Raw genomic sequence first — 16908 nt, forward strand, 5'->3', positions numbered from 1 at the left:
ACCCCCGGCCCGTAGTCTGTTGGGCACGCGCGGACAGGTCACGCACAGACGGTCACGCACGAACGGGTCACGCACAGAACGGGGCGGCGGTGTCTTCGGGGGAGCACGGACAGACGGAGGGGGCCGGCCGGCTGCTGGCCGGGCGCTATCGCGTCGTGGCCCAGCTCGGCCGCGGCGGCATGGGCGTGGTGTGGAGAGCCGTCGACGAGGTGCTCGGCCGCGAGGTCGCCGTCAAGGAACTGCGCACGTACAACGACGCCGACGCGCCCGAACTGGCCGATCTGCGGCTGCGGATGCAGCGCGAGGCCCGCGCGGCGGCCCGCGTGCGCCATCCCGGCGTGGTCGCCGTGCACGACGTGGCGGAGGTCGACGGGCGTCCGCTGATCGTCATGGAGCTGATCGACGGCCCCTCCCTCGACGACGTGCTGCGCGAGCGCACCCTCGACCCGCGCGAGGCCGCCGAGATCGGCGCCGGGGTCATGGACGCGCTGGCCGCCGCCCACCGCGCCGGCGTCCTGCACCGCGACGTGAAGCCCGGCAACATCCTCCTCGACCGTTCCGGCCGCGTCGTCCTGACCGACTTCGGCATCGCGACCATGGAGGACCCCGGCGACGGTTCGGCCACCCACCTCACCCGCAGCGGCGAACTCGTCGGCTCCCTGGACTACCTCGCCCCCGAGCGTGCCCAGGGCGCCGACCCGGGCCCGGCCTCCGACGTCTGGGCCCTGGGCGCCACCCTGTACGCCGCCGTGGAGGGCGCCTCGCCCTTCCGCCGTACGTCCACGTACTCGACGCTCACCGCCATCGTCGCCGAGCCCCTCCCCGAGCCCCGCCGCGCGGGCCCCCTCGGCCCCGTCCTGCGCCGGCTGATGGACAAACGGCCCGAGTCCCGCCCGGAGGCGGAACAGGCCCGTGACCTGCTGCGCACGGTGGCGACGACGGTGGTCACGGACACACCGACGACGACCCTGCGCCCCACCTCGCCCCCACGCCAGCCCACCGAGCCCAGCGTGCCGGTGATACCGCCGGGGTTCGGCCCGCCCGAGCCGCCGGGGCCGGCCCAAGCCGGCGCCGAGGGCTTCGCCGCCGCCGAACCGGGCGCGGCGGGAGCACCGGGCGGCGCGGCCTCGGCCGTCACGGGCCCCCTGTCCGCCACCCCGCCCCGTCGCAGGCGCCGCGCCCTGCTCGCCGTCGCGGCCGGCGCCCTCGTGCTCGCCACGGCCGGGGCGACCGCCGCGCTGGTCAACGGCACGGACGACGCCGAAGCCGGCGCCGGTGCGGCCACGGACGGCGTGCGTACGGCCGTCGCCTCGTCCGCCTCCGCCCGTACCGACGCCGACCACTCCAAGAACCCTCGTCCCACAGAACAGGGCGACCAGAAGACCTCCACGCCGACGCGGAGCGCCCCGGGCGCCGAGCCCACCGGCGGGGCCTCCTCGTCCGCGCCGGCGAAGTCGGGCGGGGGCACCTCCAGGGGAACGTCCGGCGGCGCGGCCACCAGCGGCTCCGGCAGCGGAGGCGGTACGACGACGGGCTCCGGCGCCACGACGCAGGCCCCCTCCTGCACCTCCAGGGGCGGCGGCAGATACGACTGCTCCGTCTGGACGGACGCCAAGTCCTACACCGCCGACGGCACCGAGGCCGGCGTCCTGCACGCGGGCACCAACTACTTCTACTGCCAGGCGAACCTGGGCCGCCGCGAGACGTACGGCCAGTGGACCAACGTCTGGTGGGCGAAGACGGACGACGACAGCGGCAACACGGACGTCTACGTCAGCGACGTCTACATCAGGGGCGGCGACAACGATCAGCCGGTCCCCGGACTCCCCGTCTGCTGATCCCGCACGAAGCGCTCCAGGCCGGACGCCGTCACCAGCTTCTCCCGCGCGAACAACCGCGTCCCCTGCTCGCACAGCGCCCGGTCGGCCCGCGCCCGCGCGCAGAACTCCTCCGGGGTGACCCCGAACAGCTCCCTCAACCGGGGCAGCCCGACGAGGAGTTCGGTCAGCAGCTCCCGCTGCCCCGGGTGCACACGCGGCACGCCGGTGCCGTCGTGCAGCACCCCGTGCCGGTTGACGTACGCGAACGCGCCGGGCAGGACCGTCCCGTCGGCCGCCTCGACGCGCACCTCGGACGCGGGCAGCCAGGCGCGGCGGTAGTTGCCGTGCGGCAGCGGCACCCCCTCGCTCGCGTCGATCACCGTCAGCTGCTCGGCGTCGAGCCAGACGACGAACAGCTCCCGCACCGTCCCCGGCGATTCGACCGGCGAGGCGGACACGTACCCCATGCGGCTGACGTGCGCCGAGACGCCGACGTCGATCCCGGTGACCCGCGTCCTCACCATCGGAACGGGCGAAGTGATCCCCGATCCGGCCATCTTGTGGCGCAGTTGACCCGGGCAGGCGTTGGAGCCGATCGCCAGGACCGGCACCCGGTCCTCGTGCACCGGGCGGTCCAGGGGCAGCAGCCGGTCGCCGTCGAGCAGCCCGGACTCTGCGGGCCAGGCGCCGGGATACAGCAGCGGATGGTCGCGCGGCGCCTCGGCCAGGCCGAGCGCCTCCAGGGTGCGGTCCTCCACGGGCCGCTCAGCTCGCCGGCGGCAGTTCGCCCGAACCGCGGGTGATCAGCCGGGTCGGCAGCTCGATGCGCTCCGGGGTGAGCAGGTCGCCGTCCAGCTGGCGGAAGAGGCGTTCGGCGGCCGTCCGGCCGAGGGCCGCCGCGTCCTGGGCGACCACCGTGACGCCCGGCTGGAGCAGGTCGGCGAGCTCGATGTCGTCGAAGCCGACGAACGCCACCGGCCGCGGCTGCTCGGCCAGGACCCGGATCACGGTGACCGTCACCCGGTTGTTGCCGGCGAAGATCGCCGTGACGGGCGAGGCGCCGGAGAGCATCTCCTCGGCCGCCCGGCGCACCCGCTGCGGGTCCGTGACGCCCAGGGACATCCAGGAGTCCGCCACCTCGATGCCCGCGTCCTCCATGGCGGCCCGGTAGCCGCGCAGGCGCTCGGCGGCGGTGTGGATGCGGGGCATGTCGCCGATGAAGCCGATCCGGCGGTGACCGTGGGCGATCAGATGTGCCACGCCGTCGCGGGCGCCGCCGTAGTTGTCGGACAGCACCACGTCGGCGTCGATCTTCCCCGCCGGACGGTCGACGAACACCGTGGCGACGCCCGCCTTGATCTCGGGCTCCAGATAACGGTGGTCGTCGCCGGCCGGGATCACCACCAGCCCGTCCACCCGGCGCGCGCACAGCGCGAGGGCCAGTTCCTGCTCGCGGTCCGGGTCCTCCGCGCTGGAGCCGTTGATCAGCAGGGCGCCGTGCGCGCGGGCCACCTCCTCGACCGCGCGGCTGAGGGGGCCGTAGAACGGGTCGGCGAGGTCCTCCAGGACCAGGCCGATGCTCGCCGTGCGGCCCTTGCGCAGCACGCGTGCGCTGTCGTTGCGGCGGAAGCCCAGCGCGTCGATGGCCTCCTGGACGCGGCGCTCGGTCTCCGGGGTGACTCCGGGCTCCCCGTTGACCACGCGGGAGACGGTCTTCAGGCCCACTCCGGCCCGCGCCGCGACGTCCTTCATGGTCGGACGGTTGCCGTAACGGGTGGCGGGATGGCGGTCGGTGCGACGGGCGGTCTCGGGCACGATGCGCTTTTCCTGTCCTGTCTCGTCCACGGGGATGCGTCGGACCATGGGTTTGTATGAGGATGTGGCGTCGAGCATAGAGCCTGGACAACGTTGTCATATGCACGAGAGACTGTCCACCGCAATCTCCGGCCTGCGCCCCCACCGCGAGACCGGCTTGTACATCTTCGATGGTTGACGGGGGAACGTCCCCCCGGCTGACGGGAGATCCGATGGTTGACGGGGAGATCCGACACTGATGCACACCGACCTCGTGGCCGCGCTCGACATCGGCGGCACCAAGATCGCCGGCGCCCTGGTGGACGGCCACGGCCGGATCCTGGTGCGCGCGCAGCGCGCGACGCCCGCGCAGGAGGACGGCGAGACCGTGATGGGGGCCGTGGAGGAGGTCCTCGGCGAGCTGACCGCCGCCCCGCAGTGGACCGGCGTCACCGCCCTCGGCATCGGCAGCGCGGGGCCCGTGGACGCCTCCGCGGGCACGGTCAGTCCGGTGAACGTGCCGGGCTGGCGTGACTACCCGCTGGTGCGGCGGGTGCGGGAGGCGGCCGGGGGACTGCCCGTCGAGCTGATCGGCGACGGCGTGGCGATCACGGCCGCCGAGCACTGGCAGGGCGCCGCCCGCGGTCACGCCAACGCGCTGTGCATGGTGGTCTCCACCGGCGTCGGCGGCGGCCTGGTCCTGGGCGGCCAGCTGCACCCGGGCCCCACCGGGAACGCCGGTCACATCGGTCACATCAGCGTCGACCTCGACGGTGACGCGTGCCCGTGCGGGTCGCGCGGCTGCGTGGAGCGGATCGCGAGCGGGCCCAACATCGCGCGCCGCGCGCTGGAGAACGGCTGGCGGCCGGGGCCGGACGGCGACACGTCCGCCGCCGCGGTGGCCGACGCCGCCCGTCGCGGCGACCCGGTGGCCGTGGCGTCCTTCGAGCGGGCCGCGCAGGCGCTGGCCGCCGGCATCGCGGCGACGGCGACGCTGGTCGAGATCGACATCGCCGTGATCGGCGGGGGCGTGGGCAAGGCGGGCGACGTGCTGTTCACGCCGCTGCGGAAGGCCCTCGGCGACTACGCCACGCTGTCCTTCGTGCAGCGCCTGGAGGTCACGCCGGCCCAGATGGGCACGGACGCGGGCCTGGTGGGCGCGGCCGCGGCGGCGCTGGCCAAGCGGACGGACGCGGCGACGGTGTGACGCCGAGGACAGCGCCGAGGGCAGGAACGTTCACGCGGTGCGGGACGGCTTTCGGCGGTACCTGGCGGCCGGGTGAGGTGCTATCCGACCGGCGACGAGGGCCCGTGCGGCTCCGCCAGGGGCCGGGCCGTGTGCACTCCAGAGTGGTCTGCACCGGGGCCACATGGCGCCACGCGGGCCTACGCGGCTTTGCGAGGTGCCGTCCCGCGAAGTGCCCTGGATTCTCGTGGTCCCGTGCGGCTTTGCGGGGCGGCCCGGGTGATTGAGTGAAGTGCCCCTGATCGCTGGCGGCTCGCGGGACGCGCACGTGGCTCGGTGAAGCCGTGCGCGGTTTCCCGCAGTGCCGTGCGGCCTTCGCGGGGGCCACGTGGTCCCGCGCGGCGCTCCTCGTGGTCTGTCGCCGTACCGTGCGGCTCCATGTGGTCCACGTGTGTCCGTGGTCGCGGCGCACGCGGCACCACGCAGTCCGTGAGCCTCTCCGTGGTCCCGCAGCGCTCCCTCGCGACCCCTGGCAGCCCTGCGCGTGTGGACCCGGCGAGGCTCCGTGCGGTCGCCGGCCTGCATGGTGGCCGTCGGCCCCGCGAAGCTTGGCCGGGCGGCCTGGTGGCGGCCCCGCGAGGCTTGGTCGTGCCGGTGGGCGGGTGGTGGTCTCGCGGGGCTTGGTCGGGTCGGTGGTGGCCTCGCGGGGCTTGGTCGGCCGGTGGTGGCCTCGCGAGGCTTGGCCGGGCGGCCTGGTGGCGGTCTCGCGGGGCTTGGTCGGGGCCGGTGGTGGCCTCGCGGGGCTTGGCCGGGCGGCCTGGTGGCGGTCTCGCGGGGCTTGGTCGGGGCCGGTGGTGGCCTCGCGGGGCTTGATCGGATCGGTGGTGGCCTCGCGAGGTTCGGTCGGGCCCGGTGGTGGTCCCGCGGGGTTCGGTCGGGCCGGTGGTGGCCCCGCGGGGGTTCTCGGTGTGAGGTCAGCAGGTCAGGTGGGGGGCTGCCCAGTCCGCGTGGTCCGAGTCGATGCCGTCGCCTCCGTCCCTGACGACCAGGCGGACCACCTCGGCGCCGGTCACGTCCGCGGTGAGCGGCTGGGCCGGCATCGCGTTGGTGAGGACGCCCGTGGCGGCGACCCTCGTCCCGTCGGCCCAGATCTCGAACGCGACGGTGCCGTTCGCCCCCTTCTCGTCGTCGACGCCGACGTCCGCGGTGACCGTCTCGCAGGCCCGTCCGGTGTAGTAGGCCACCTCGCTCTCGGCGTGGACGCCGAGCCCCTTGGCGTACACGACACCGCCGATGGTGATCGGATGACCGTCGCCCGCCGCGCTCTCGCCGTTGCTGGTGTCACGCTCGACGGGACCGTAGCCGTTGGTGGCCGACAGCCAGGGCAGGTCGCCGAGTTCGGAGGTTCCGGTGGGAGGCGCGGTGACGATCGTCGCGGTCAGGGGCAGTGTTTCCTCGACGCGGTCACCGGTCGGCCCCCGGTAACTCGCCCGGAGAGTGAGGGGATACGTCCCCGTCGGCGTTCCCGTCGGCGCGGTGACCGACCAACTGGTGCGCAGGGAGCGGCCCGTGGGCAACGCGGGCGACCTCGTGGGGGACGTCGCCTTCACCGCCCACCCGTCGGGCCCCGTCAGCGCGGCGGAGACGCGCAGGGCGGGCGTACGGCCCAGGTCGGTGACGACGGACGTCAGCGTGGCGGCCTTGCCCGCCTCGACCAACTGGCTGCCGTCGAGGCCGACTTCGACGGCCGGCGGATACGCGGCCCAGCGCCGGTCGGCGGCCACCCGGACCAGGACCGTGCCGTGCGCCGGGACGGTCGCCGCGATGGCGCCGGCGGTGTTGTTGTCGCGGTGCCGCCACAGGTCGCGCAGGGTGTAGGCGCGGGCCGAGGGCAGCCCGACGGCCGCCGCGGTGGTGGCGATGTGCTGGGCGGTGTTCGTCTCGTTGAACAGGGCCACCGCACGGCTGCCGTCCTTCATCTCCTTGGCGACGACCCAGCGCCCGCCCTCGGAGGAGACCACCACGCCCTGCTTGCCCAGCGGGTCCTGGTCGACGGCGATGACCTCCTCGTTGCCGAGGATGTCGAGGGTTGACGGGGACGCCTTGCGCAGGTCGGAGCCGATGAGGAGCGGGGCGGCCATGACCGACCACATGGAGAAGTGCGTGCGGTACTCGGTGTCCGTCATGCCGCCGTTGCCGACCTCCAGCATGTCGGGGTCGTTCCAGTGCCCGGGGCCGGCGTACGGGGCGAGCGGCAGGTTCTGCTTCAGGATCCCCAGCATCGAGCCCCAGTTGTCGCTGATGTCACCGGTCGTCCGCCACAAGTGGCCCACGTCCGCCGCCCATTCCCAGGGTTTGTTCTGTCCCCATTCGCAGATGCTGTAGACGATGGGCCGGCCGGTGGCCTTGAGGGCGTCGCGCATGGTCGTGTAACGCAGCGTGGCGTCCACACCCTGGTTGTTGCAGTTGTCGTACTTGAGATAGTCCACGCCCCAGTCCGCGAACTGCCGGGCGTCGCTGTACTCGTGGCCGAGCGCGCCCGGGAATCCGGCGCTGTTGCAGGTCTTGGTGCCCGCGCTGGTGTAGATCCCGAGCTTGAGGCCCTTGGCGTGCACGTAGTCCGCGACCGCCTTGATCCCGTTGGGGAAACGCACCGGATCGGGGACCAGTTTGCCGTCTGCGTCCCGGCTGGGCAGGGCCCAGCAGTCGTCGAGGTTGACGTACTGGTAGCCGGCGTCCTTGAGTCCTTTCTCGACGAAGAGGTCCGCGATTCCCTTGACCATCGACTCGTTGAAATCGGCACGACAGTGGGTGGAGTTCCAGTTGTTGAAACCCATCGGAGGGGTGAGGGCGAGGCCGTCCGCGAGGGTGGGTGAGACGGGCCCGGCGGGTGCCGCGAGGGCGGGTGCGGCGAGCCCGGCCGCGCACAGCAGTCCTGCGGTGAGCGCTCCGACCACTCTTCGGCGGGTCGTGCGGGTGTGAAGGTGACGCATCGTTACGTTCCTCCGAACACGCGAAAGGTTGGATGACATCATGTCCTCGTCATCCATGCGCGTTTACGGTAGGACGTGTCGGACTCTGGTGGAAGAGATGCGTAACGGTTGTTCGATATCCCGTCAGAACCCTTGACGGCAAGGCCAGACGGAGGTGAGATCCAAGCCTCGCGTTCGGTTGTGTGGGGTGGCACCTCTGGGAGGGGCACATGGCACAGTCATCGTTCAACCGGAACGACCTACCTGCAGGCGCGTCAGGACATCGGATGTCCCGGCGGACTCTTCTGCGCAGCGCGGCCCTCGGCGCGGGTGCGGTCACGCTGCCCGCCCTGCTGGCGGGGTGCGGTGCGGGGCCCGGTGGCAACAAGAAGGAGGTCACGGTCGGCTCCAACGCCTCGGACGCCGTGCCGAAGAAGGCGTACGCGGCGGCCTTCCAGGCGTACGAGAAGAAGTCCGGGAAGAAGGTGAAGGTCAACACCAAGGACCACAACGACTTCCAGGAGAACATCAACCGCTATCTGCAGGGCACCCCCGACGACGTCTTCATGTGGTTCGCCGGATACCGCATGCAGTATTTCGCGACAAAGGGACTGCTCACCGAGATCAGCGACGTCTGGAAGACCTTCTCGGGCTTCTCCGACGCCCTCAAGGAGCAGTCCACGCACGACGGCAAGCAGTACTTCGTGCCGTACTACTACTATCCCTGGGCCGTCTTCCACCGAAAGAGCCTCTTCCGGCAGAAGGGCTACCAACAGCCCACCAAGTGGGACGACTTCATCGCGCTCGCCAAACAGATGCAGAAGGACGGCAATCCGGTCGCGTTCTGCGACAAGGACGGGTGGCCCGCGATGGGGACTTTCGATTACATCGATCTGCGCCTGAACGGATACGACTTCCACAAGTCCCTGATGGCGGGCGAGGAATCCTGGACGGACACCAAGGTGAAGAACGTCTTCGACACCTGGCGCGAACTCATGCCCTACTACCAGAAGGGCGCCCTCGGCCGGACCTGGGAGGAGGCCGGGCAGAGCCTGCAGAAGCGCGAGACCGGCATGGCGGTGTTCGGCATGCCGCACCCCGGGACCCAGTTCCCCGAGAACGAGCGCGACGACATCGATTTCTTCGCCTTCCCCGAGATCGACCCGCAGTGGGGCCAGGACGCCGTGGAGGCGCCCATCGACGGGTTCCTCATCGCCAGGAAGTCGAAGAACGTCACCGGCGCGAAGGACCTGCTGAAGTGGCTCGGCAAGCCCGAGGCCGAGGACGTCTACCTGAAGTACGACCCCAACAACGTGGCCGTCAACTCGGGCGCCGACACCTCCGCGTACAGCGCCCTGCAGAAGAAGTCCGCACAGCTCGTCTCGGGCGCCAAGCAGATCTCGCAGTTCCTGGACCGCGACACCCGGCCCGACTTCGCCTCGACGGTGATGATCCAGTCCATCCAGGACTTCATCGGCAACCCGAAGGACGTCGACGGGCTGTGCAACAGCATCGAGCGGCAGAAGAAGACCATCTTCTCGCAGCCGGTCGGCTGACCACTCGGGGGACACGTCCGTGGCACTCACCTTCCCACGGCGCGCCGGGCGACGGCGTCTGCGACGGTTCACCCGCCGCGACGCCGTCGTCCTCGGCGTGCTGCTCGGCATACCCGTCCTGCTCGACATCGCCATCGTCTGGGGCCCGACCCTCGCCTCCATCGCCCTGTCCTTCACCGCCTGGGACGGCATCGGCGACATCCACTGGGTCGGCCTGGACAACTACAAGAACCTCGCCGACAACTACCCGCCGTTCTGGCCGGCCGTCCGCCACAACGTCATGTGGCTGCTCTTCCTCGGCCTGATCGCCACTCCCTTCGGACTGTTCCTCGCGGTCCTGATCGACCGGGGCGTCCGCTTCAGCCGCTTCTACCAGTCCGTCCTCTACCTGCCGGTGGTGCTCTCGCTCGCCATCGTCGGCTTCATCGCCCAGCTGATCCTCGGCACCGACCAGGGCGTGATCAACACCATCCTCGGCAACCACGACGACCCGGTCGACTGGCTGGGCGATTCCCACCTCAACCTCTGGATGATCATGATCGCGGCCGGCTGGCGGCACGTCGGCTACGTGATGATCCTCTACCTGGCCGGGCTGAAGTCCGTCGACCCCGCGCTCAAGGAGGCCGCCGCGATCGACGGTGCCAACGAGCGCCAGACCTTCTTCCGCGTGGTCTTCCCGACCCTGCGACCGGTCAACGTCATCGTCGGCGTCATCACCGTCATCGAGGCCCTGCGCGCCTTCGACATCGTCTACGCCGTCAACAAGGGCCGCAACGGCCTGGAACTGCTGTCGGTCCTCATCACCGACAACATCATCGGCGAGGCCAGCCGCATCGGTTTCGGCTCGGCCATCGCGGTCGTCCTGCTCGTCGTCTCGCTGGGATTCATCGTGACGTTCCTGGTCCAAGAGCTGCGAGGTGCGCGCGAGCGATGACGGCAGACATCCGCACCACCGCGCCCGTGCACCGCCCGCCCGCGGCCCCCGCCCGCACCGCCAAACCCCGCCCCCGGCGCGGACGCTGGGGCGTGCACATCTTCCTCACCGCGGTCTCGCTCGCGTTCCTCGCGCCGCTGCTGCTCGCCGTGTACGCGAGCCTGCGGCCGTACGAGGACACCGCGCAGCACGGCTATCTGTCCTGGCCGCGGCACCTGTCCTTCGCCTACTACCGCCGGGCCTACACCGAGTCCGGCATGGGCAGGTACTTCACCAACACCCTGCTGATCGCGGTGCCCGCCGTGATCGTCACCCTGTTCCTGGCGTCGTTCGTGGCCTTCGCGGTCTCCCGGCTGCGGCTGCGCGGCGGACTGGTGCTGCTGATGTTCTTCACCGCGGGCAACCTGCTGCCCCAACAGGTGATCGTCACGCCCCTGTACGTCCTGTTCAACCACGTGCCGCTGCCCTGGTGGATGTCCGACTCGCTGATGATGTACGACTCCTACTGGGCCGTGATCGTCGTCAACATCGGCTTCCAGATGGGCTTCTGCGTCTTCGTGCTGTCGAATTTCATGCGCACCCTGCCCCAGGAGATCCTGGAGGCGGCGATCGTCGACGGCGCCGGCGTGTGGACCCAGTTCTGGCGCATCACGCTCCCGCTGTGCCGCCCCGCCCTGGCCGCCCTGGCCACCCTCGAATTCACCTGGGTCTACAACGACTTCCTCTGGGCGCTGATCTTCATCTCCGACCCCGACAAGCTGCCCGTCACCTCCTCCCTCAACAACCTCCGCGGCCAGTTCTTCACCGACTACAACCTCCTGGCGGCCGGTTCCGTCCTGGTGGCGCTGCCGACCGTCCTGGTCTTCCTGCTGCTGCAACGGCACTTCATCGCGGGACTCACGCTGGGCTCGACCAAGGGCTAGCCACTGCGGGGGAGACGGCTACTCCGGGGAGAACCTGCGCGCGAGGTCACGAAGCCTCTCCGCGGCCTGCCGTACCTGCTCCGCGGGGAGGTGCGCGCCGGGCGAACCGCCCAGGCGCTCCAGCCTCTCCGCGGAGCGCAGGTGCTCGCGGGCCGCGTGGTCACGGCACGGCAGACACGTCACGCTCTCCGGCCGCCGTGACGTCATCGCGTACGGCACCCGCAGTCCGCACCCCGTGGTCACGACGCTCGGCGCGTCGCCGACGAGACCGAAGGCGGACGCCAGCAGGCCGCGCACGGCGGCGTTGTCGTGCAGCAGCCTGGCGTCCACGTGGATGTGCCCGTCAGCGTCGTCCATGCGCTCTCCTCGGCGGACCGTCTGCCGTCGAGCATGCCAGTGCGGCCCGCCCCCGGCGAGGGCGGGCCGCACCGGTGACGGGGCCACGCGACGCCGTCGAAGTCCAGCTCGCGCAGTGTGCCGGGCGAGTTGAGGACGTGGCGCAGAATCGGCCCCGGAACGGAAAGGAAGCGGCTCGTGCCCGGTCTGCGGGCTGCCTCGACAGGTCCCTGGAGCGCGTCATCCGCGCGCTCTGGTCGCTCGTACTGCGAAGCGGCCCACGAGGGATGTCAACGGTTATGTCAGGACGTCTGAACAAACCCTCTGGGATCGTCGTCCTCCGCTCTGCGTGCCCTGGCGGCCAACCGGGTACTCGTCGGCCCTGCCCGGCTGGTCGTGGAGGTGGCGGAAGTGGTTTCGGAGGATCGGATCGCGAGGCCCTGGGGTGCGCGCACCCCCTACGCACCGGGCACCCCGTGGCCCGTACGCGGCGACCTGCACCTGGCGGAGGGCGTCGCCGAGGACGAGGTGGAGCGGTGGGTGCCGTCGGCGTCGATGCTGCACTCCAACGGTGACGCCATGGACATCGCGGTGCGCGGTGGCCGGATCGTCGGGGTGCGCGGACGCGCGCAGGACCGCGTCAACCGCGGCCGGCTGGGCCCGAAGGACCTGTTCGGCTGGCAGGCGGCCGCCTCCCCGGACCGGCTGACCCGCCCGCTGGTGCGGGAGGGCGGCCGGCTGGTGGAGAGCGACTGGGAGCACGCCATGGGCCGGGTCGTGGCCCGCACCAGGGAACTCCTCGACGAGCACGGCCCGGGATCGATCGGTTTCTACACCACCGGGCAGCTGTTCCTGGAGGAGTACTACACGCTCTCCGTGATCGCCCGCGCCGGCATCGGCACCGCCCACCTGGACGGCAACACCCGGCTGTGCACGTCGACCGCCGCCGAGGCGCTGAAGGAGTCCTTCGGCTGCGACGGCCAGCCCGGCTCCTACACGGACGTGGACCACGCCGACGTGATCGCCCTGTTCGGCCACAACATGGCGGAGACCCAGCCGGTGCTGTGGATGCGGGTCCTGGACCGCCTCGACGGCGCCGACGCGCCCCGCCTGGTCTGCGTCGACCCGCGGCCCACACACCCGGCCCGGCGGGCCGCCGTCCACCTGGCACCCCGGGCGGGCACCAACGTCGCCCTGCTCAACGCCCTGCTGCACGAGATCATCCGCACCGACCGCGTCGACCACGACTTCGTGCGGGCCCACACCGTCGGCTACGACGAACTGGCCGCCCGGGTCGCGGAGTGCACCCCGCGCTGGGCCGCCGGCATCTGCGACGTGCCGGCCGCGGCGATCGAGAAGGCCGCCGAGGTCATCGGCGGCGCCGAGCGGCTGCTGTCGACCGTCCTGCAGGGCGTCTACCAGTCCCACCAGGCCACCGCCGCCGCCGTCCAGGTCAACAACCTGCACCTGATCCGCGGCATGCTGGGCCGCCCCGGCGCCGGGGTCCTGCAGATGAACGGCCAGCCCAGCGCCCAGAACACGCGCGAGTGCGGCGCCGACGGCGACCTGCCGGGCTTCCGCAACTGGCAGAACGACGACCATGTCGCCGAACTGGCCGGGATCTGGAACGTCACGCCCGAGACCATCCCGCACTACGCCCCGCCCACCCACGCGATGCAGATGTTCCGCTACGCCGAGCAGGGCACCCTGCGCATGCTGTGGATCACCGGCACCAACCCGGCCGTCTCCCTGCCCGAACTCTCCCGCATCCGCTCCGTCCTGGGCCAGGACCGCCTGTTCACCGTCGTCCAGGACCTCTACCCGACCGAGACGACGGAACTGGCCGACGTGGTGCTGCCGGCCGCCGGCTGGGGCGAGAAGACCGGCACCTTCACCAACGCCGACCGCACCGTCCACCTCTCCGACAAGGCCGTCGAACCGCCCGGCGAGGCCCGCTCCGACCTGGACATCCTCCTCGACTACGCCGCCCGCATGGACTTCCGCGATAAGGACGGCGGCCCGCTGATCGACTGGTCCGACCCGGAGTCGGCGTTCGAGGCGTGGAAGCGCTGCAGCGCCGGCCGGCCCTGCGACTACACCGGACTGACCCACGCCCGCCTGCGCGAGGGCTCCGGCATCCAGTGGCCCTGTACCGCGCAGCACCCCGAGGGCACCGAACGCCTCTACACCGACGGCATCACCTGGGCCCACCCCGACGCCTGCGAGAGCTACGGCAAGGACCTGGTCACCGGCGCGACCGTGGAACCCGTCGAGTACCGCTCCCTCAACCCCGACGGCAAGGCGGTCATCAAGGCCGCCGCCTACGTGCCCCCGCACGAGACCACCACCGAGGAGCACCCCCTCCAGCTCACCACCGGACGCACGCTCTACCACTTCCACACCCGTACCAAGACCGGCCGCGTGCCCCAGCTGAACGCCGCGGCACCCGAGATGTGGGCCGAGCTGTCCGCGGCCGAGGCCGGCGCACGCGGCCTCGCGGAGGGCGACCTGGTCGAGATCGCCACCCCCCGCGGCGCGGTCCGCGCCCGGCTGCGCGTCACCGGCATCCGGGACGGCATGGTGTTCCTGCCCTTCCACTACGGCTACTGGGACGCCCCCGAGGACGAGCGCCCGCCCAAGACCGCGCCGGGCCGCGCCGCCAACGAGACCACCATCACGGACTGGGACCCGGTCTCCAAACAGCCGCTGTTCAAGACCGCCGCGGCCCGGATCAGCCTGGTCGCCCCCGGCGACGGCGCCCTCGCGCCGGCCCCGGTCAACACGGCCTCCGCGCCCGTACCCGATGCCGGAAGGAACGGCTCATGAGCGGCGTCACCCTCACCCTGCGCGCCCTGCACCACGGCGAACGCGACCTGGAGAAAGCCCTGTTGACCGCCGCCGAACGCCACCACGCCGACCATGAGATCCATCACGTGGCCGTCGATCTCGCCCGGTGGTCGCACGAGCACACCGCCCGGCTCGCCGAGACCGGCGAGGACTACGGCGTCGACCTGTCCGGCCCGCCGGACGACGCCGCGCCCGGCCTGGTCGCCACCCTGCGGGAGAAGGCCGCCGACGCCCTCGGGCGCCGCCCCGAAACCGGCCTGCTGCTCCTGCGCGACCTGCGCGAACTCCACCTGGCCGCGACCGGGAACTCCCTGCACTGGGAGATGCTCGGCCAGGCCGCGCAGGCGAGCAAGGACACGCGGCTGCTGGGGCTGGTCTCCGACTGCCATCCGCAGACCCTCCGGCAGATGCGCTGGACCAACACCATGATCAAGATCCTCTCCCCGCAGCTGCTCACCAGCCAGTAAGGAGCTGCCCCCAGATGAGCACTTCCTCCCCCGACGCCCTGCCCACCCTGCGCACCCTCAAGGAACTCGCCGGCCTGGTGGAGGGCACCCCGCACCTGTTCGTGCGCTGGTCACTCGGCCCCGAGGCTGACGAGAAGCAGGCCGAGAGCAGGGACGCGCTGACCGGCGTCCGCATGTCCGGGCTGTCCGCCAACCCCCTCGACGTCGAACCGTGGTGGGGCGAGCGCCCGGTGGACCTGTGGGTGGCCCGACGGCTCTACGACTACTCCCACCTGCCGCGCGAGAAGGGCGAGGGCGTGCGGCCCTGGGTCCTGCGCGGCCGGGTGCGGGGGCGCGGTCCCGACAACGAACCGCTGGTCGGCGACATCGAACCGGTCGGCTGGATCGACGACGAGGTGATCGCCCAGGCCGAGGCCGCCGTCGTCGAGCAGGAGGGCCCCTGGGGGCCGATGAGCCGCGAGGAGAGGTGAGCGCGCGGGCGTGACTCCCGGGGCGTGCGCGCAGTTGATCCGGTCATGAAGAAGCGCAGCATGCTCGCCATCGCCTCCCTCGCCACCGGGTTCGTCGTCGCCGCCGTCACCCCGTCCCACGCCCACGACCACGACGTCCTCGGGGAGCTGAACCTGCCGGACACCCTCAGCACGGTCGACCACCTCGCCGCCCAGGACAGCCTGGCCGTGGACGACACGCCCCTCGGCCGGAACGGCTGAGCGGGCCCTCTCCCCGCCGGGCGGCGCCGGTGTCCCTGCCACGGGGGACACCGGCGCCCCCTCCTGTGCGCCCTCAACTGGGGCTGGTTTCCGTGGCAGGGTGGAGCGGGCAAGCCACAGGGGGCCAAGAGAAGAGGGGGACCTGTCCGTGATCGTCTGGATCAACGGAGCGTTCGGTGCGGGCAAGACCACCACCGCACGGGAACTGATCGACCTGATCCCGAACAGCACGCTCTTCGACCCCGAGGTCATCGGCGCGGCGCTCACACACCTGCTGCCGCCCAAGCGCCTTGCCGAGGTCGCCGACGTCCAGGACCTGCCGATTTGGCGACGTCTGGTGATCGACACGGCGGCCGCCATGCTCGCCGAACTGGGCGGGACCCTCGTGGTGCCGATGACCCTTCTGCGCCAGGAGTACCGCGACGAGATCTTCGGCGGCCTCGCCGCGCGCCGCATCACCGTCCGGCATGTCCTCCTCGCCCCGGCGGAAACGATCCTGCGGGAGCGAATAGCCGGGCGGGAGGTCCCCGAGGACCTCCCCGACGGCGAGATGCGGGTACGGCAATGGGCGTACGACCACATCGGGCCGTACCGCAGTGCGCTCGCGTCCTGGCTCACCGCCGACGCCCACCCCGTCGACACCAGTGCCCTCACCCCGTACGAGACCGCCGTCCGCATCGCCGACGCCGTCGGCAACGGCGAGGTGCCGGCCTGTGACATCGTGCAGACGCCCGAGCCCACCGCGGAGACCCTCGCGGCCGGCGTGCTGCTCTTCGACGAAGAGGACCGCTTCCTGCTCGTCGACCCCACCTACAAGCCCGGCTGGGAGTTCCCCGGCGGTGTCGTCGAGCCCGGCGAGGCGCCCGCGCGGGCCGGGGTGCGGGAGGTCGCCGAGGAGACCGGGCTCCAGCTCGGCCATGTGCCGCGGCTGCTCGTCGTCGACTGGGAGGCGCCCGCGCCGCCCGGCTTCGGCGGACTGCGCCTGCTCTTCGACGGAGGCCGGCTCGACTCCGCCGAGACCGGCCGGCTGCTGCTGCCCGGACCGGAACTGCGCGAGTGGCGCTTCGTCACCGAACAGGAGGCCGCCGACCTGCTGCCCCCGGTCCGCTACGAGCGGCTGCGCTGGGCGCTGCGGGCGCGCGAACGCGGGGCGGCCTTGTACCTCGAAGCGGGAGTTCCGGTCGGCTGACTTCTGCCGAATTCTCGTGGTGCCGGCGCGGACGTCGCGGCCTCTGAGCGGCCGTCAGGACGCTTTGCCCGGCGTAGAGGGTTCCTAGAGGAAAGCGAGGGTGAATTGTCGCCGTCCCGGTATGAACAGGAACCTTAAGAAGGTACACCCGAGTTCTACGGTCGTTGCGCAGCT

The 16908-nt window shown here is 71.7% G+C and carries 14 protein-coding genes; 10 read left to right on the plus strand and 4 right to left on the minus strand.

The genetic code is table 11. From position 1 onward, the window contains the following. Positions 1–89: 89 nt before the first annotated feature. The gene (locus ACYF6T_RS04200) at positions 90–1838 is read left to right on the plus strand and encodes a serine/threonine-protein kinase (protein WP_461693480.1); all 1749 of its coding nucleotides are present in this window, start codon (positions 90–92) and stop codon (positions 1836–1838) included. Here the strand turns inward: ACYF6T_RS04200 and ACYF6T_RS04205 are convergent. Then, the gene (locus tag ACYF6T_RS04205; protein ID WP_461693482.1) at positions 1808–2578 is read right to left on the minus strand and encodes a hypothetical protein; all 771 of its coding nucleotides are present in this window, start codon (positions 2576–2578) and stop codon (positions 1808–1810) included. The genes ACYF6T_RS04200 and ACYF6T_RS04205 overlap by 31 nt on opposite strands. Before the next feature lie 7 nt (positions 2579–2585). Then, positions 2586–3683 (minus strand): LacI family DNA-binding transcriptional regulator, encoded by a 1098-nt coding sequence (locus ACYF6T_RS04210; RefSeq protein WP_461693484.1) that lies wholly within the window; start codon positions 3681–3683, stop codon positions 2586–2588. Between the two features lie 190 nt (positions 3684–3873). Here ACYF6T_RS04210 and ACYF6T_RS04215 point away from each other — a divergent pair, with 190 nt between their 5' ends. Further along, complete coding sequence (locus ACYF6T_RS04215) at positions 3874–4821, plus strand: ROK family protein (RefSeq protein WP_461693486.1); 948 nt, start codon at positions 3874–3876, stop codon at positions 4819–4821. Between the two features lie 953 nt (positions 4822–5774). Here the strand turns inward: ACYF6T_RS04215 and ACYF6T_RS04220 are convergent. Next, the gene (locus tag ACYF6T_RS04220) at positions 5775–7793 is read right to left on the minus strand and encodes an NPCBM/NEW2 domain-containing protein (protein WP_461693487.1); all 2019 of its coding nucleotides are present in this window, start codon (positions 7791–7793) and stop codon (positions 5775–5777) included. Positions 7794–8059: 266 nt separating this feature from the next. On the opposite strand from ACYF6T_RS04220, the gene ACYF6T_RS04225 reads away from it, so the two are divergent. The 3 genes from ACYF6T_RS04225 to ACYF6T_RS04235 are packed head-to-tail and all read left to right on the plus strand — an operon-like array spanning position 8060 to position 11185. Next, entirely contained in the window at positions 8060–9328 is a 1269-nt protein-coding gene (locus ACYF6T_RS04225) for an ABC transporter substrate-binding protein (RefSeq protein WP_461693489.1), read from the plus strand. 19 nt (positions 9329–9347) lie between these two features. Further along, positions 9348–10262 carry a carbohydrate ABC transporter permease gene (locus tag ACYF6T_RS04230; RefSeq protein WP_461693491.1) on the plus strand — a complete coding sequence of 305 codons (915 nt, stop codon included), beginning with the start codon at positions 9348–9350 and terminating at the stop codon, positions 10260–10262. Beyond that, on the plus strand, positions 10259–11185 hold the full coding sequence (locus ACYF6T_RS04235; protein WP_461693493.1) for a carbohydrate ABC transporter permease: 927 nt from the start codon (positions 10259–10261) through the stop codon (positions 11183–11185). The genes ACYF6T_RS04230 and ACYF6T_RS04235 overlap by 4 nt, the downstream gene beginning before the upstream one ends. 18 nt (positions 11186–11203) lie before the next feature. On the opposite strand, the gene ACYF6T_RS04240 is transcribed toward ACYF6T_RS04235, so the two are convergent. Continuing rightward, the gene (locus ACYF6T_RS04240; protein ID WP_461693495.1) at positions 11204–11542 is read right to left on the minus strand and encodes a hypothetical protein; all 339 of its coding nucleotides are present in this window, start codon (positions 11540–11542) and stop codon (positions 11204–11206) included. A gap of 390 nt (positions 11543–11932) precedes the next feature. On the opposite strand from ACYF6T_RS04240, the gene ACYF6T_RS04245 reads away from it, so the two are divergent. From ACYF6T_RS04245 to ACYF6T_RS04265, 5 genes are all read left to right on the plus strand, one after another. After that, a complete protein-coding gene (locus ACYF6T_RS04245) occupies positions 11933–14347 on the plus strand; it encodes a molybdopterin oxidoreductase family protein (RefSeq protein ID WP_461693496.1) in 2415 nt (804 codons plus the stop codon). Further along, positions 14344–14835: a hypothetical protein gene (locus tag ACYF6T_RS04250; RefSeq protein WP_461693498.1), complete on the plus strand. Its 492-nt coding sequence runs from the start codon at positions 14344–14346 to the stop codon at positions 14833–14835. The genes ACYF6T_RS04245 and ACYF6T_RS04250 overlap by 4 nt, the downstream gene beginning before the upstream one ends. A 14-nt stretch (positions 14836–14849) precedes the next feature. Next, positions 14850–15305, plus strand: a complete 456-nt coding sequence (locus ACYF6T_RS04255) for a DUF6098 family protein (protein WP_461693500.1) — start codon at positions 14850–14852, stop codon at positions 15303–15305. A gap of 45 nt (positions 15306–15350) precedes the next feature. Further along, positions 15351–15545, plus strand: a complete 195-nt coding sequence (locus ACYF6T_RS04260) for a hypothetical protein (protein WP_461693501.1) — start codon at positions 15351–15353, stop codon at positions 15543–15545. Between the two features lie 148 nt (positions 15546–15693). Beyond that, positions 15694–16734, plus strand: a complete 1041-nt coding sequence (locus tag ACYF6T_RS04265; RefSeq protein WP_461693502.1) for an NUDIX hydrolase — start codon at positions 15694–15696, stop codon at positions 16732–16734. Positions 16735–16908 lie beyond the last annotated feature (174 nt).

This window comes from Streptomyces sp. 7R007, assembly GCF_054850255.1.